Annotated in this window: 13 protein-coding genes; 2 read left to right on the top strand and 11 right to left on the bottom strand. The window is 44.5% G+C overall.

The annotated features are described in order from the left end of the window. Positions 1 to 473: 473 nt before the first annotated feature. The gene (locus OCV11_RS06790) at positions 474 to 686 is read left to right on the top strand and encodes a cold-shock protein (protein WP_261895855.1); all 213 of its coding nucleotides are present in this window, start codon (positions 474 to 476) and stop codon (positions 684 to 686) included. 75 nt (positions 687 to 761) lie between these two features. Here the strand turns inward: OCV11_RS06790 and OCV11_RS06785 are convergent, their stop codons facing one another. The 11 genes from OCV11_RS06785 to OCV11_RS06735 all read right to left on the bottom strand — a co-directional run bounded on the left by OCV11_RS06785 (position 762) and on the right by OCV11_RS06735 (position 12,129). Then, positions 762 to 1,283: a DUF3750 domain-containing protein gene (locus OCV11_RS06785; RefSeq protein WP_373332820.1), complete on the bottom strand. Its 522-nt coding sequence runs from the start codon at positions 1,281 to 1,283 to the stop codon at positions 762 to 764. A gap of 104 nt (positions 1,284 to 1,387) precedes the next feature. After that, the gene (locus OCV11_RS06780; RefSeq protein WP_261895852.1) at positions 1,388 to 1,726 is read right to left on the bottom strand and encodes a hypothetical protein; all 339 of its coding nucleotides are present in this window, start codon (positions 1,724 to 1,726) and stop codon (positions 1,388 to 1,390) included. 126 nt (positions 1,727 to 1,852) lie between these two features. Beyond that, positions 1,853 to 3,496 (bottom strand): phosphoethanolamine transferase, encoded by a 1,644-nt coding sequence (locus OCV11_RS06775; protein WP_261895850.1) that lies wholly within the window; start codon positions 3,494 to 3,496, stop codon positions 1,853 to 1,855. A gap of 409 nt (positions 3,497 to 3,905) precedes the next feature. Further along, positions 3,906 to 4,880: a calcium/sodium antiporter gene (locus OCV11_RS06770; RefSeq protein ID WP_261895848.1), complete on the bottom strand. Its 975-nt coding sequence runs from the start codon at positions 4,878 to 4,880 to the stop codon at positions 3,906 to 3,908. A 430-nt stretch (positions 4,881 to 5,310) separates the two neighbouring features. Next, entirely contained in the window at positions 5,311 to 6,120 is an 810-nt protein-coding gene (locus tag OCV11_RS06765; RefSeq protein WP_261895846.1) for a helix-turn-helix domain-containing protein, read from the bottom strand. A gap of 220 nt (positions 6,121 to 6,340) precedes the next feature. Then, complete coding sequence (rhaD, locus tag OCV11_RS06760; protein WP_261895844.1) at positions 6,341 to 7,144, bottom strand: rhamnulose-1-phosphate aldolase; 804 nt, start codon at positions 7,142 to 7,144, stop codon at positions 6,341 to 6,343. Further along, on the bottom strand, positions 7,141 to 7,455 hold the full coding sequence (gene rhaM / locus OCV11_RS06755) for an L-rhamnose mutarotase (protein ID WP_261895842.1): 315 nt from the start codon (positions 7,453 to 7,455) through the stop codon (positions 7,141 to 7,143). Before rhaM ends, rhaD begins: the two co-directional genes overlap by 4 nt. A gap of 10 nt (positions 7,456 to 7,465) precedes the next feature. Continuing rightward, entirely contained in the window at positions 7,466 to 8,494 is a 1,029-nt protein-coding gene (locus tag OCV11_RS06750; protein ID WP_261895840.1) for an L-rhamnose/proton symporter RhaT, read from the bottom strand. An 83-nt stretch (positions 8,495 to 8,577) separates the two neighbouring features. Continuing rightward, positions 8,578 to 9,837 (bottom strand): L-rhamnose isomerase, encoded by a 1,260-nt coding sequence (locus tag OCV11_RS06745; RefSeq protein WP_261895838.1) that lies wholly within the window; start codon positions 9,835 to 9,837, stop codon positions 8,578 to 8,580. Between the two features lie 14 nt (positions 9,838 to 9,851). Then, on the bottom strand, positions 9,852 to 11,285 hold the full coding sequence (rhaB, locus tag OCV11_RS06740; RefSeq protein WP_261895836.1) for a rhamnulokinase: 1,434 nt from the start codon (positions 11,283 to 11,285) through the stop codon (positions 9,852 to 9,854). A gap of 292 nt (positions 11,286 to 11,577) precedes the next feature. Further along, the gene (locus OCV11_RS06735; RefSeq protein ID WP_261895834.1) at positions 11,578 to 12,129 is read right to left on the bottom strand and encodes a flavodoxin family protein; all 552 of its coding nucleotides are present in this window, start codon (positions 12,127 to 12,129) and stop codon (positions 11,578 to 11,580) included. Positions 12,130 to 12,475: 346 nt separating this feature from the next. On the opposite strand from OCV11_RS06735, the gene OCV11_RS06730 reads away from it, so the two are divergent. Next, on the top strand, positions 12,476 to 13,675 hold the full coding sequence (locus OCV11_RS06730) for a DEAD/DEAH box helicase (protein ID WP_261895832.1): 1,200 nt from the start codon (positions 12,476 to 12,478) through the stop codon (positions 13,673 to 13,675). Positions 13,676 to 13,733: the final 58 nt, after the last annotated feature.

Raw genomic sequence — 13,733 nt, 5'->3', positions numbered from 1 at the left:
TTTTGGAATTTTGCCATCTTAGATGTCGATACTGGGAAACTTAATCATCATGATCATCGCCAAGCTCTCGGCAACGATTAAGTTAAGAGTACGCACGAATAGAGAACCCGCGTCAGCAGAGCGTAAAAAGCAATTCAACTTATGCACAACTGTCGACAACATCGTCAATTAGCAGCAAATTCACTGCAACTGAAGCGGTTGATGCGTCTCAAAATTTGGCCTATTGCACTCATTTGGATATATCTTGGTCGGGGTCACGAAAAATTCACTAATATCACTCGCTATTCCTCCAAAGACGAGTATAGTGAAACCAGATATTTAATTTGCAGTGGTTAACGGTAACCCTACTTAAGATACCTTGCCACGATTGAGTTTGCGCTCACTATTGATTGTCAAAGTCTCGATGTGCATCCTTAGTAAACGCGATTAGATATCGATTCACATGTTTATTAGATGTCAAAATAGAGGTTAGCATGTCAGAGAAAGTGACAGGTTCAGTTAAATGGTTTAACGAAACAAAAGGATTTGGTTTTATTGCACAAGACAATGGCGGGAAAGATGTGTTTGTACACTTCCGTGCTATTGCTGGCGACGGCTTCAAAACTCTTACTGAAGGCCAAAAAGTCAGCTTTGTGGTAGAAGACGGCCCTAAAGGTCTTCAAGCCAGCCAAGTCACTCCGCTGTAAGCTGCAACCGAAATCGATTTTGTCAGGGCTGGTTCATTGAACCGGCCCTTTTATTTTCAAGTCGTTCTTCCTTCATCACTCATCGGCATAACCACTGCCCAATGCGCTAAAGGGTAACTTTAGCTCCAGCTCTGGTACTTGAATACCAATCCATGCAGGGAAGGTATTGCTATTTGGTCCGGGGAAAACGGTATATTCATTTGCCCATGGATAACGCTCTGCGGCCGCTTCAATTTCAGGAATCAGTTGACTGGCAAGCTTGCCTTGAATCGACAATATCTTCTTCGGCCGTGAACCAAACCAATATCTATCCGGAGTGGTGGTTTGATAGTGATACAAAGCGGGCAACCCTTGTTTTAAACGCCATCCAACCACTTCATAAACGGTATACTCGGCGGCATCCTTTGGCTTTACCGCTATCCAAGTATGAATCGCAAACCATCCACGCCAACTATAGGCATCCGCACCATAGACTTCGACGATGGCTTGATGATATACGCTAGGATCGAGAGCAATGCCCGCCGGTTCTCGACTTGCATTACGCCAACCACCACCATCACTGCATGCGGTTAAACTCACCACTAAAGCGAACGTCATTAAACTGGACACCACTTTACTGATACTTCGTTGGTCCATACTCTCCTCCATACAGATACTTAGCCCGATTAGATCAAGTTACGACACGACTTTTACTGGTTAGTCTAGAATGCTTCAGCTTGCTGGCGCTGCATTTTTATCCAAAAGGATTGTTGGCAACGATTGGTAAATGACTTCTGCGTGGGAATAATAGTCTCGGCTTGAGGCTGTGTTGCTACTTGGTATTTCAACCACACTTCTTCACACACTTGGTCACACTCAGCACGCTCTTCACCATCCATTTCACTCTGTTTAGCAATGACAGCACCATCAGAGAAACGAAAATATTGCTCAGCAGCACTCAGTGATTCGTCGACCTGTTCAATCACAGGAACAGAACGACCAACAATCACTTTTGCCGATGCTAAACCTTCAATTGCGGCAACGTATTCCACCAACGACATAATTAATAGCCCTCTTTCACTTTCTCTTTCACTTTGCCTTCCATCCTATCAAGATTTGTCCGCAGAGCAAATTGAGGGCGTATTCCTTGCCGTCGTTTAGGGCAAAACTTTGGCTTACCGTATTATTCAGTGACGACAAGGAGCAAAAATATCGAGCTGTTTGTCATACGCACTAGTGGCAACATTCATCGCACTAAGCAAACTATGGAAAATGAAATCTTGCGAATAAGAATCTTGTTTAGCTCTTTGTCGTAAACACTGCTCATTCAGCTTCTGCTCTTTGGTGTAGCCAGGCGACATCCATAGCAACATAGGCACATGTGTTTGATATTCTGGGGCAAGGCTATACACCATACCGTGCAGATATAAATCGTCCTCACCGAGTGATTCACCATGGTCAGAAAGATAAAGCATCACGGTATTGTATTGTTTTTCAAAACCTTTAAGCGTTTTTATCACATCAGCCAACACCCAGTCGGTATAACGAATGGTATTGTCGAAAGTATTGACCAGCTCCTCTTGTGAGCAATTTTCAATGTCCGAGCGTAAACAGTTCGGTTTAAAGTACGCCATATTTTGCGGGTAACGTAAGTAATAGCTAGGTCCATGACTACCCATGATGTGCAGCACCACCAAACGATGGCCTTTCATGCCATTAATCTGTTGTGGTAATTGTTCGAGTAGCCCTTCATCTAAGCAACTCTCACCATTACACAAGCGGTCTTTTTTGTTGTTATCTAGCTTAATAATAGGCACATTTTTCGCCACATTCTTGTCACCACCATCATTCTCTTTCCACAAAATATCAATCCCAGCTCGTTTAAGAATGTCTAACGCGTTATCTTGGTTATCCGCTCGTTTACGATTGAAATTTTTCCGCGTCATATTCGAGAACATACAGGGCACGGATACGGCGGTTGCCGTACCGCAGGAAGTCACCGTTTGGAAATAGATGGGTTTGAGTGGCGCGGTATAAGGGTTCGTATCTCGAGGGTAACCATGATAGTGGTAGTTCTGCGCACGTGCAGTTTCTCCGACCACCAAAACCATCAAGGTTGGCTTAGCGCTTTGCGTTGCTGCACCAAATTGCGCTGGATTGTATTGCGCATCTTCACCGATATAGCGATAAGGCATGGGCTTAGTAAAGTAGTTTTCTTTTAGATACCCCGTTAAGCCGTTAACAAAATAGGTAGGCACGATTAAACGTTTTAATACGCTATGGTTACGCCCTACCGAAACATAGTTTTGATAGTAGAACGCCGCCACCAGCAAAATCACGACAATTGACACCACAATAGACGCAATTTTTTTTACCAATAAACGCCAGACAGTATGTTCTTTCTTGATCGGCAATAACGCCAAAATAAGGCTTGGCAACACCCCAAACAGGCAGATCCACCCCAACACAAAGGGGTTCATGTAAGGATCCATCTCTTTGCTGTTGGTTTCAAAAAAGTTGGCCATCATATCGCGGTCAAAAATCACATGATATTGATAAGTGGCATAACTGATCATACTGGAAATAATAATCAGTAATATAAAAAATGGCTTGGTAAAATAAGGCCAGCTTAAAATGTTAAACAGCAGATTGAAGACCGCGATAAAAAAAATGGGAATAGAAATAATGAAACCGATCGAGACCTCATCTAATTGAGAAAAGATCTCAGCTAACTCTTTATACACAGATAAGTTTAATGCAAGCGCAAAATAAACAGCCAAAAATAGTGTAATTAACCAATTTGATATTGGTTTTATTTTAAATTTACCCAACCTCAAGCTCCTTGTGATCGAGGATCAGATGACATTGCTCTTACAAAGCATAGTACAAAGAGAAAAAGAGTTTCAACTAATTGAATTTTTTATTTTTTATTAACATAAAACCTATATAGGGCAACACTCTTCGCACCTCAACGTCAAGATACTCTTCCCATTCATAGGGAAAATCAAGTCTTTTTGAACACTGTTCATAATCACTCAGACTATAGGCTAAAATGAAAGTTCAATTGAGCATTTAATAAATTATGAAAATAAGAAAGGCTGTATAACAACACTTGCAAGAAGTTGCGTTACATAAAAGCAGAAACCATGTTCAAAATGGTGATAATTATTTTTATCAAAGTGAACATTAGAAATGACAGATATAAAAAAACCCATCCGAAGATGGGTTTTAATTAACGTGTTATTTCAACACGTCCATAATTAAGTAACCGTTATAACCGATATAGAACAGCAGCAAAATAGCCCCTTCAAATCGATTGATACGTCCTGTCTTGCCTTTAAAGCTAATCGCAGTTACAAACAGAACCACAGTGGTTATCATCATGGTCATCCAGTCGCGCCAGAAGATCTCGCTACCAATGTGCTCCATCGGTTTAATCGCTGCCGCAATACCAATGACCGCTAGGATGTTAAACATATTGGAACCGATAACGTTACCTAAAGCAATATCATGCTCGCCTTTGCGCGCTGCAATCACGGTAGCAGCAAGCTCCGGTAGTGAGGTGCCTAGTGCGACAACGGTGAGGCCAATGATCAAATCACTGATGCCAAGCGCATGAGCCACGTCCACCGCACCCCATACTAATAAACGAGAGCTACCAATCAGAAGCACTAAGCTCACCACCAACCAAATACCCGCCACTTTAAGTGACATGGGATTGGATTTAAGGTCATCAAGAGCGTCTTCTTCTAGGGCATCACCTTTGTTTTTCATACCACTGTGAATCGACCAAAAGACCACTGCACAGAAACCGGCTAATAGAATCCACGCTTCCATTTGTGACAGTGTGTGGTTCCACAACATCACACCGAGAGCCAATACGACTACCATTAGCAGTGGCAACTCTTTTGTGACAATTTTTGATTGAACCGTTAGCGGAGTAATCATTGCAGCAAAGCCAAGGACTAAGCTGATATTGACGACGTTTGAACCCAGTGCATTACCTAACGCAAGTGCTGGAGATCCTTCTAAAGCCGCCATGGCTGATACCACCATTTCTGGTGCTGAAGTACCAAACCCGACGATCAACATACCGATCAATAGCGGTGGCATACCGGCGTGGAAAGCTGTTGCAGAGGCGCTCTCTACAAATTTGTCCGCACTCCAAACCAATAAAACGAAACCCAATATGATGGCGAGTATTGCAGTTAACATTGCTCATTTCTCTTAGAAAAGTGACTCGTCACCTAATGCCGACGACATTAAGCACAGTAAGTTTAGAAGGTGTCAGTGAGAGAGAAAGGCGACGTCAAATAAAAGATTTTGACTAAAGAAGCGTTTCGGTTGCAGCACTATAGACACATTCCTTGGGTAGGACATGAACTTAAAGCAGACCCTCTAACCCCTACCCGCGTTAGAACATCTGCTTAAGTCTTGCCAAACCAGAGGAATGTGATCACCACAAGCATATAGCTCGGAGACTGTTGATGATCACTCTTTATCCCTTACCCGATGGATAAGTCGATAAAGAAGGCTACTCCCTTAAGCGCTAGGGATTATAGAGAAGGAGGCTGGAGAATACAATCACGCAGACCGATTCAACAGAAATCGATGGCTTGGTGGTAAATATTGCACCCGATGTCGACTAACGAGATTGAATTTGCTTTAGATAGCCGGTTGGCGTCGCTCCGGTCACCGCTTTGAACTTGGAGCTGAAATAATTGCTGTCGGTATAACCGCAATTAAACGCGACCTCAGTAACGCTCTCGCCTAACTCCAGCTCACGCATCGCATGGCGAATACGTAAGTGATTAATGAATTTATTGGTTGATAATCCAGTCAGGCGGGTAATCTCTTTACCTAATATTTTGGCTGGTACAGTAAACTTGTCACACACGGCACCGACAGAAAGATCCGACTCCATGTAATGATTAGAGAGATAGACAATCGCGTTCATCACTGGTGAGTTTTCTAACATTCGGGCATCAAGTCGATCGATACACAGCAATAATTGTTCGAACAGCACCGTGATCATCACATCACCATTTTTAAACCCTGTCTGCTGTTCACGTTCAATGGCTTGAGCTAATTGAAATAATGGTTGAAACGCGTCGTGAGTGATAAAAAATTGTCGCGTCTGCTGCTCTAATTGTTCAATCACTTGCGCACAACGTTGGTTAATGTGCAAATCACGTTTACTGTAAAGGACATTGACTAAATAAACGTCTTTGTTATCGGTAAACTGGTGATAATCTTTTTCGCTGATGCAACTGACGCTATTTGGGAGTAACAGCGACTGTTTGCCGTTAACGATATGCGTGCCACTGCCGCTACTTACGAGCACCAATTCCGAAAAATCGTGGCAATGTTCTGGATAGTCCAGCTGCGGTTGGCGTGATAGAACACGAATGTTTCCCGCATTACCAACGTACTCTTCCGATGATAAAAATAGCATACCGTTTGCCTCATTAATGTCCTCTCGCTATTCTCCACATTTGCTGCGGTTAAGATGCGATATTTATCTCATCCTGCCTTCCGTTCTGAGCAACAAATTGTCAGTTTGTTAACAGTGTCACGTAGCACAAATTTCCAACCATATTTCATTTTTAATCAATACCTTAAAACAAAAAGGCCGCTCTAAGAACGGCCTTTTATTTAAATTAAATATTGTGTTGTTAAAGATGAAACTCGCGCTTCAAAATCTCCATATTTTCTCGGCTAACCCCCTGCGGTTCATAACCCGAAGCTAGGCACATAAGATACAGTTTTGCCCCTTTGTTTGAGACATCAATATAGTCAAAGGCTTGCAATACATCAGCACCAGAGGCTGTCGCGCCATGCTTTTCCCAAATCGCCACATCATGCTCCAATAGCGCTTGCGTTGTACGGTCTGCCAACTCTTCGGAAGAAGGCAAACAGTAAGGAATCATCGCAATCCCTTTTGGTACAAAAGCGCGCACTTCTGGCAGCATCTTCCAGCAGGTATAGGTGAAAAGATCACTGCTGGTAGAAATATCTGGATGATGGGACAGAGCAATCAATTCTAAAGGATGCGTGTGGACCACCGATTTATCCGGTGCACCGTGCGCACGCTTCGCTTCCAAGATTTTAATATGACTGATGAATTCAGATGTCGGTGCAAAATGTTGGCTCGCGCTTCCTCCCCAAAGAATCACGTAGCCATTGGCACTCGCATTGATCTGCAAAACACAACCAGCATAACTTGGATCGCGCAACTCACGAATTCGTTGCCCTGTCCCTTTTACGAAATAGATTCGATGTGCAGCACTTAGCGGCAATTGCAGTGGCAGAGCCTGCTCTTGCAGGGAGCTGATGCCTGTCACAGGACCAAAGATATCGGTTAAATCAACAGAAATGTTGCCACCATTGCGTTCAGCCCACTCTTTTTGCCACAAATACTGAGAGACTTCTTGTACTTTGTCGATTTCATGTTGAACCGCTTGATTTAATGTAATCATTTTAAATAAAAAACCTCTTTCAATGGTTTGCTAATTGGAGAATGGTCGCTGTTGGTGGCCATCACATCTTGCATGTAATCCCACCATTCACGGCAAATCGCGGTCTCGCTGACAGCTTCCCATTGCGCCTCGTTTTCAATTTCTACATAGCCAAACAGTAAGTTCTGCTCAGCAAACAAATGGATTGAATAGTTATGGCCGCCATGCTCTTTGAGCACATCCTTCATCCCTTGCCACAACTCGTTGTGGCGCTGTTCATAAATTTGATGACAATCTGGGTTAACGTACATAACAAATGTTTTACGAATCATAATGTTTCTCCTAAGCAGCCATGCCTAAACCAACGACGTTAGCAGCGCCAATAATCACCAATAGGCCAGCAATCAAGATGCGCACTGGGCGAGTACCCACCCCTTTCCATTCCGCCATGATCAAACCGATAACCCCACCAAATAGAACGTAACCAGACATATGCAACATCCAGTTGATGTACCCCAAACGGGCAGGAACAGACGCTTCACCCCAGCCATAGAAGAAAAATTGCAAATACCACATGATGCCGCCCATGGCGGTGAAGAGCAGGTTGCGAGTCATGAGTGATTTACTCAGTGACAAGTCGTGACGAACAGAAATCTCGCGATTGGTAAAAATGTTGTAGCCACAGAAGAGAAAGTTGACGATAGCGCCACCACCCATAATGAAACCGTAGGCAGGCATTGCGACATAAAGATAGTTGATACCTAATGCTTCTGATTGCGCTTTGATAGGACCGGCAGCATCTAAGCCAAACGCAAAGCCAGCTGAGAAAATGCCACAAACGATCGCCAACATGACCCCTTTACGCAGATTGAACTCTTGCGCACGTTCGCCAATGGCTTTCTCTTTTGCATTACCCGCATAAGTCACGATCGCAATACCCACTAGGGCAATGGCAATGCCCAGCATAGTGAGTGAGCCACCGTGTGAATGAATCAGTTCACCCAATTGACCACGAATCAGTGGTGGTAATAAAGTGCCAACCGCTAAGTTAAGACCGATAGCAATCCCAATCCCCATCGATAGACCAAGGTAGCGCATGGTCAACCCATAAGTGATGTTACCAATCCCCCACATCGCACCGCAGAACATCAACATAGCGAATGTCGATATCGGGATATTCGAATAAAATTCACCAAGATTGGGCACCAGTAACATAGTGACCAGCCATGGCATGATGATCCATGAGAACAAACCACCGATTGACCACATCAATTCCCATGACCAACCTTGAACCTTTTTATATGGCGCATAGAAGGCGGCTGCAGACGCGGCCCCGACTAAGTGCCAACCAATACCGGCGACAACAGACATACTATTTTCCTTATTATTTTGTAGGGTTTAATCCGTATTTCGGTCTCACTCTGAGCCGAAATACGGTGTTTCACGAAATAGCATTAACGAGCAGCGAGAACCGTCGCTTCGTAGTCTTTAACTAGGGGTAACCACTCTTGACCAACAGGTGCACCTTGTTTCCAGCAGAAGTAATCCCATACTGCGTTCCATGGTTGAGAATGGTTTTCTTCAAGGAGTGCTAAACGGGTGGTGTAATCAAAAGATTGCTCCGCACGTTTGAGTGTTGCTGTGGGTTCAAGCAGGGCTTTCAATAGCGCTTTTTGCGCGTTACGAGTCCCGATGACCCACGCGGCAATGCGGTTAATTGACGCATCAAAGAAGTCCAAACCGATCGAAACGCGGTCTTGCAGTTGGTTACGTACGATTTCGCGCATAATGGCTTGAGTTTCATCATCGAAAGCAACCACGTGGTCAGAGTCCCAGCGTACGGGACGAGTCACATGCAGCAGCAAGTGAGGGATATAAAGTGAACACGCGGAAATTTTGTCACTGATCACTTCGGTAGGATGGTAATGGCCTGCATCCAGACACAAAGCCGTGCCACGTGTGGCTGCATAACCCATATAAAACTCGTTACTGCCAACGGTGTAAGCTTCAGCGCCAATACCAAACAGTTTGCTTTCCACCGCATCGATATGATATTTGGTGTCAATCTTTTCAGAGATGGCTTCATCCAGCGCAGCCAGTAAGCGTTGACGAGGTGCCAAACGGTCAAAAGTTTGGTCTTTCATGCCATCAGGAATCCAGATATTCATGACAGAAGGCGTGCCTAACTCTTTACCAAAATAGGCGGAGATTTTGCGACACACTTTGACGTGATCAATCCAGAACTGCCTTACCTTTTCATCAGGATGAGACAAGGTAAAGCCATCATCAGCCAGCGGATGTGAAAAGAGTGTTGGGTTAAAATCCAAGCCAACTTTCTGCTGTTTAGCCCACTCGACCCAAGACGCAAAGTGTTTAGGTTCAAGTTGGTCACGTTCGACTTTCTCTTCACAATCGAGATAAATAGCATGCAAGTTGATGCGTTTTTTCCCTGGAATCATCGCAAACGCTTGTTCCATATCGGCGCGCAGTTGAGCTGGGGTTTTGGCTGCACCAGGGTAATTCCCTGTGGTTTGAATACCGCCGCTTAATGCCACATCAGGGGATTCAAAGCCACGTACATCATCGCCTTGCCAACAGTGCATCGAAATTGGAGTTTGAGCGAGTTGCGCCATGGCCGCTTCGGTATCAACGTCGAGCTCTTGAAAGCGCGCTTGGGCAGCGCGATATGCTGAGGTAATGTATTCTTCTTTCATTGTTTCACCTTGGTTCATTTCAGCAGTTGATACTGCATTTTGATTTGTTGTAATTGAGGGATAGGTGTTGGTTGATAACGTTTCACGTCGGAGCAGGAATCGATAATTTGTCGTCCTTCCTCCAAGCATGAGATCACATCCAACGCGATAAATTGGTTAATGACATTGCCTAATGCAGAGGCTTCAGTGGGTTCAGTAGAAACCGGGATTTCACACACGTCTGCACACAATTGATTGAGCAGATTATCCTGCGTGCCACCGCCAACAATGCGCAGCTCTTGAATGGGTTTGCCGAGCACATCACTCAGTTGTGTCAGTGCATCGCTGTAAGCCAGTGCGAGACTGTCATAGATACAGCGCACTATCTGAGCAAGAGTTTGCGGAGCCGCTTGCTGACGATCTTCAAACCACTGTTTGATCGCTTGCGTCATCGATGTAGGATTGAGGAATAGGTCGTCGTTGGGATTGAGAATGAACGCAAACGGCGTTGCATTCTGAGCAAGCAACTTAATATCACTAAACGTCAGTGATGGATTTTCTGCTTTAATCCGTTGGATAAGCCAAAGGCCCATGATGTTTTTTAGCACGCGATAGCGCCCGTCCACTCCCCCTTCATTAGTGAGGTTGTAACTAAACGCTTTCTCGCTAAGGCATGGTGTTAAGCTTTCAATACCGATCAAAGACCAAGTACCCGAGCTTAAATAGGCTGTTTCACTGTTATGCAGTGGCGTAGCCGCAACCGCAGAAGCGGTATCATGACTGGCAACCGAACAAACAGGGATAGTGACATCACCTAGCTGATACTGACCAATCAAGCGATTAGGCATTTGCGGTGGCAAAAACCATTGTGCTTTTGCACCACAGGCGTTAATTAACTCAACGCTCCATGTTTTCTGCGCACAATCGAGCAATTGGCTGGTCGATGCATTGGTGTATTCACAATGTTTAACCCCACACAATTTGTAGTTGAGGTAGTCGGGAATAAACAGCAAGGTATCGACCTTGTCCAACCATTGAGGCTGACTATCGACGATCGCTTTGAGCTGATTAATGGTGTTGAAAGAGAGAAATTGAATGCCACTGATTGCGTAAATGTCATTGGCACTAAGATGTTGCTGCATGGCTGCGCCAACGCCTTGCGTGCGTGCATCGCGGTAACTCACAAACTCCCCAAGGTGAGTACCGAATTGATCGAGCAGTACGAAGTCGACGCCCCATGTATCAATCCCTAAAGAGCACACGTCGGGGTACGTTGCGACTACCTTATTAATCCCAACTTTGATCTCTTCCAGAATGGAATAGAGGTCCCAACAGCTGTGTCCATCGCGGATTACTTGCTGGTTTGGGAAGCGATGCGCTTCCTCTAGACTGATTTTTCCTTGAGAGAAATGGCCAGCCATTACACGGCCACTGGACGCTCCAAGGTCAATAGCTATCACTGTTTTCATTGGCGATAATCCTCATTCATCATGAGAGTGATTAAAGCCAAAATCACCGAGCAAAAACTTAATAAAACAGCCTGACAAAGTAGCCAGCGATCTTTTTTTCTAAGATGACTCAGTACCAGTTCAAAATTTCTAAAATTGACTCAGATAGAGAATGAGTGGGATTCAGATAGGCAGCAATAGAGATGAAAAAGCCGATGCAATGCATCGGCTCTGATTTTTAATGGTCACACCTGTTAAGGTGATATTGCATAGCTTGCACCTTTGGCGATTGGCGTAGGTAAAACAACTGTGCCTATTTTAAACGAGCAGCAACAGCAGCAACACGTTCACCATACAAACGAGCAGTTTCTAAATCGCCCGCAGGAATCGCATCGTCACCCGCATCAGATGGAGATTGAACCAATACGCCAACAGAAGCCCCTAAGTTATTCACATCTTGGCGAGTTGCAGCAAGTGTGTTTGAAGGTGGCAAACCTAGGCTAACCCAAACACCACCATGTTGAGAGGCAAGAGTTTGTAGCGCAATCATCGTCACTTGTTTGTCGCCATTTAGGCTAGCGCTGTTAGTAAAACCACCAAATACTTTGTCTTTCCAGCCTTGGTTAAACCAAATTTTAGACGATGCATCAGCAAATTTTTTGAATTGCCATGGGTAGTTACCCATATAAGTTGGCGCACCAAAAATGATGGCATCAGCCGCATTCAAAGTATCCCAGTCAGCATCGGTAATATCGCCTTCAGCACTGATCGCAATCTGCTTTGCATTGGCGCCTTTAGCTACATACTCAGCCACTTTTTTTGTGTGACCATATCCTGAGAAATAAACAACGACGGTATTACTCATGTAAAAAACCCCTATTCTTTTTTCGTTACAGGTCGAGAAAAAGTCATTTTTCCTAACCAACTGAACACATACTAACTCTTAGTTAGTATAAACAGCAATAACCCACAAAAAAGTGGGTAGCTCACTTTTTGGTAAGTTAGTCCAAAAGAATACGCTCCATTTAGAAGCATTTTTGTGGGCAAGTGTGCGCTTTTATTCAGTACAGCCGAGGAGATATGATATAGTCGCCGCCAATAGCGACACCTTATTATGTATCCACTCACATTGGCTCGGTAACACCTTGATAAAACGTAGGTATCGGTTGATGTGATCTCCGCTAACGCGGATTCTACTTATTGAGCATGTTATGTCTTTTGAACAACTTGGCTTAAGCCAAAATGTAATTCAAGCGCTTAAAGCACTGAATTACCCAAAACCAACTCGCATTCAGAATCAAGCGATTCCACCGATTCTAGCGGGCAAAAATGTGATTGCTGCGTCGCAAACCGGTACAGGTAAAACCGCTGCCTATTTGCTGCCAATCATCGAACGCTTACGTCAAGGTGAAACCCAACGTAAGAAACGCGTTCGTGCGCTGATTTTAGTACCCACTCGTGAGTTAGCCCTCCAAGTGGCAAAATCGATCGACGATTATTGCCTTTTCACCTCACTAAAAGGAATGGCAGCGTTCGGTGGTGTAGATGATAAAAGTCAAAAGCAAGCGCTGATCGAAGGCCGCGATATTTTGGTGGCAACACCAGGTCGTCTACTTGATCTGTACGGTCAACATGCGGTGCATTTTGAGGAAGTGGAAACCGTGGTTTTAGATGAAGCAGACCGTATGCTGGATATGGGCTTTATCGACGATATCAACAAGATTCTGGATCGCTTGCCTGAACAGATTCAACAACTGCTTTTCTCCGCAACCCTCTCGAATAAAGTCCGTGATCTCGCTAAATCAGCGGTACATGATGCTCACGAAATCAGTATTGCTGCCAAAGACGCCTCTAAGTCAAATATCGAACAATGGATCATCACTGTCGATAAGGACACAAAATCGGCACTACTGAGTCACCTCATTAAAGAGAACCAATGGAAACAAGCGTTGATTTTCATTGAAACCAAACATGGTGCGGCCAAACTGTCAGATCAGCTAGCGAAACGTGGCATCCATGCAGAAGCCTTCCATAGCGGACGCAGCCAAGCAGTACGTAATCAGTTACTTGAGCAATTTAAAGCCGGTGAGATTGCCTACTTAATCGCGACAGGTGTGGGTGCGCGCGGTATCGATATCGACCAACTAGAACGCGTCATCAACTACGACTTGCCTTTCCCAGCCGATGAGTACATTCACCGAATTGGTCGAACAGGTCGTGCGGATGCAAAAGGTGAAGCTATCTCTTTAGTTTCTAAAGATAACTTTAAAAACTTATGCATGATTGAAAGTCGCCTAGGTCATCTTTTAGAACGTCGTGAAGTGGAAGGTTTTACTCCGAAAAAGCCAGTGCCAATTTCCATTTTGAATTACGTACCTAAGAACAAACGTCCAACCAAAGACGAGCAGTAAACCTTCCAGCCAACAGTTCCTTATGGCGCTGTTGGCTTTTTATTCGCTCTTCCCTTCT

It is taken from the genome of Vibrio porteresiae DSM 19223 (genome assembly GCF_024347055.1).
Taxonomy (GTDB): Bacteria; Pseudomonadota; Gammaproteobacteria; order Enterobacterales; family Vibrionaceae; genus Vibrio; species Vibrio porteresiae.
This window is presented reverse-complemented; position numbering and strand designations above follow the sequence as displayed.

Excerpts from the sequence above, each read along its gene's own strand:
- OCV11_RS06780 (WP_261895852.1), bottom strand. The coding sequence starts at position 1,726 with ATGTCGTTGGTGGAATACGTTGCCGCAATTGAAGGTTTAGCATCGGCA.
- rhaB (WP_261895836.1), bottom strand. The coding sequence starts at position 11,285 with ATGAAAACAGTGATAGCTATTGACCTTGGAGCGTCCAGTGGCCGTGTA.
- OCV11_RS06770 (WP_261895848.1), bottom strand. The coding sequence starts at position 4,880 with ATGTTAACTGCAATACTCGCCATCATATTGGGTTTCGTTTTATTGGTT.
- OCV11_RS06790 (WP_261895855.1), top strand. The coding sequence starts at position 474 with ATGTCAGAGAAAGTGACAGGTTCAGTTAAATGGTTTAACGAAACAAAA.
- rhaM (WP_261895842.1), bottom strand. The coding sequence starts at position 7,455 with ATGATTCGTAAAACATTTGTTATGTACGTTAACCCAGATTGTCATCAA.
- OCV11_RS06745 (WP_261895838.1), bottom strand. The coding sequence starts at position 9,837 with ATGAAAGAAGAATACATTACCTCAGCATATCGCGCTGCCCAAGCGCGC.
- OCV11_RS06750 (WP_261895840.1), bottom strand. The coding sequence starts at position 8,494 with ATGTCTGTTGTCGCCGGTATTGGTTGGCACTTAGTCGGGGCCGCGTCT.
- OCV11_RS06730 (WP_261895832.1), top strand. The coding sequence starts at position 12,476 with ATGTCTTTTGAACAACTTGGCTTAAGCCAAAATGTAATTCAAGCGCTT.
- OCV11_RS06735 (WP_261895834.1), bottom strand. The coding sequence starts at position 12,129 with ATGAGTAATACCGTCGTTGTTTATTTCTCAGGATATGGTCACACAAAA.
- OCV11_RS06765 (WP_261895846.1), bottom strand. The coding sequence starts at position 6,120 with ATGCTATTTTTATCATCGGAAGAGTACGTTGGTAATGCGGGAAACATT.
- rhaD (WP_261895844.1), bottom strand. The coding sequence starts at position 7,144 with ATGATTACATTAAATCAAGCGGTTCAACATGAAATCGACAAAGTACAA.
- OCV11_RS06785 (WP_373332820.1), bottom strand. The coding sequence starts at position 1,283 with ATGACGTTCGCTTTAGTGGTGAGTTTAACCGCATGCAGTGATGGTGGT.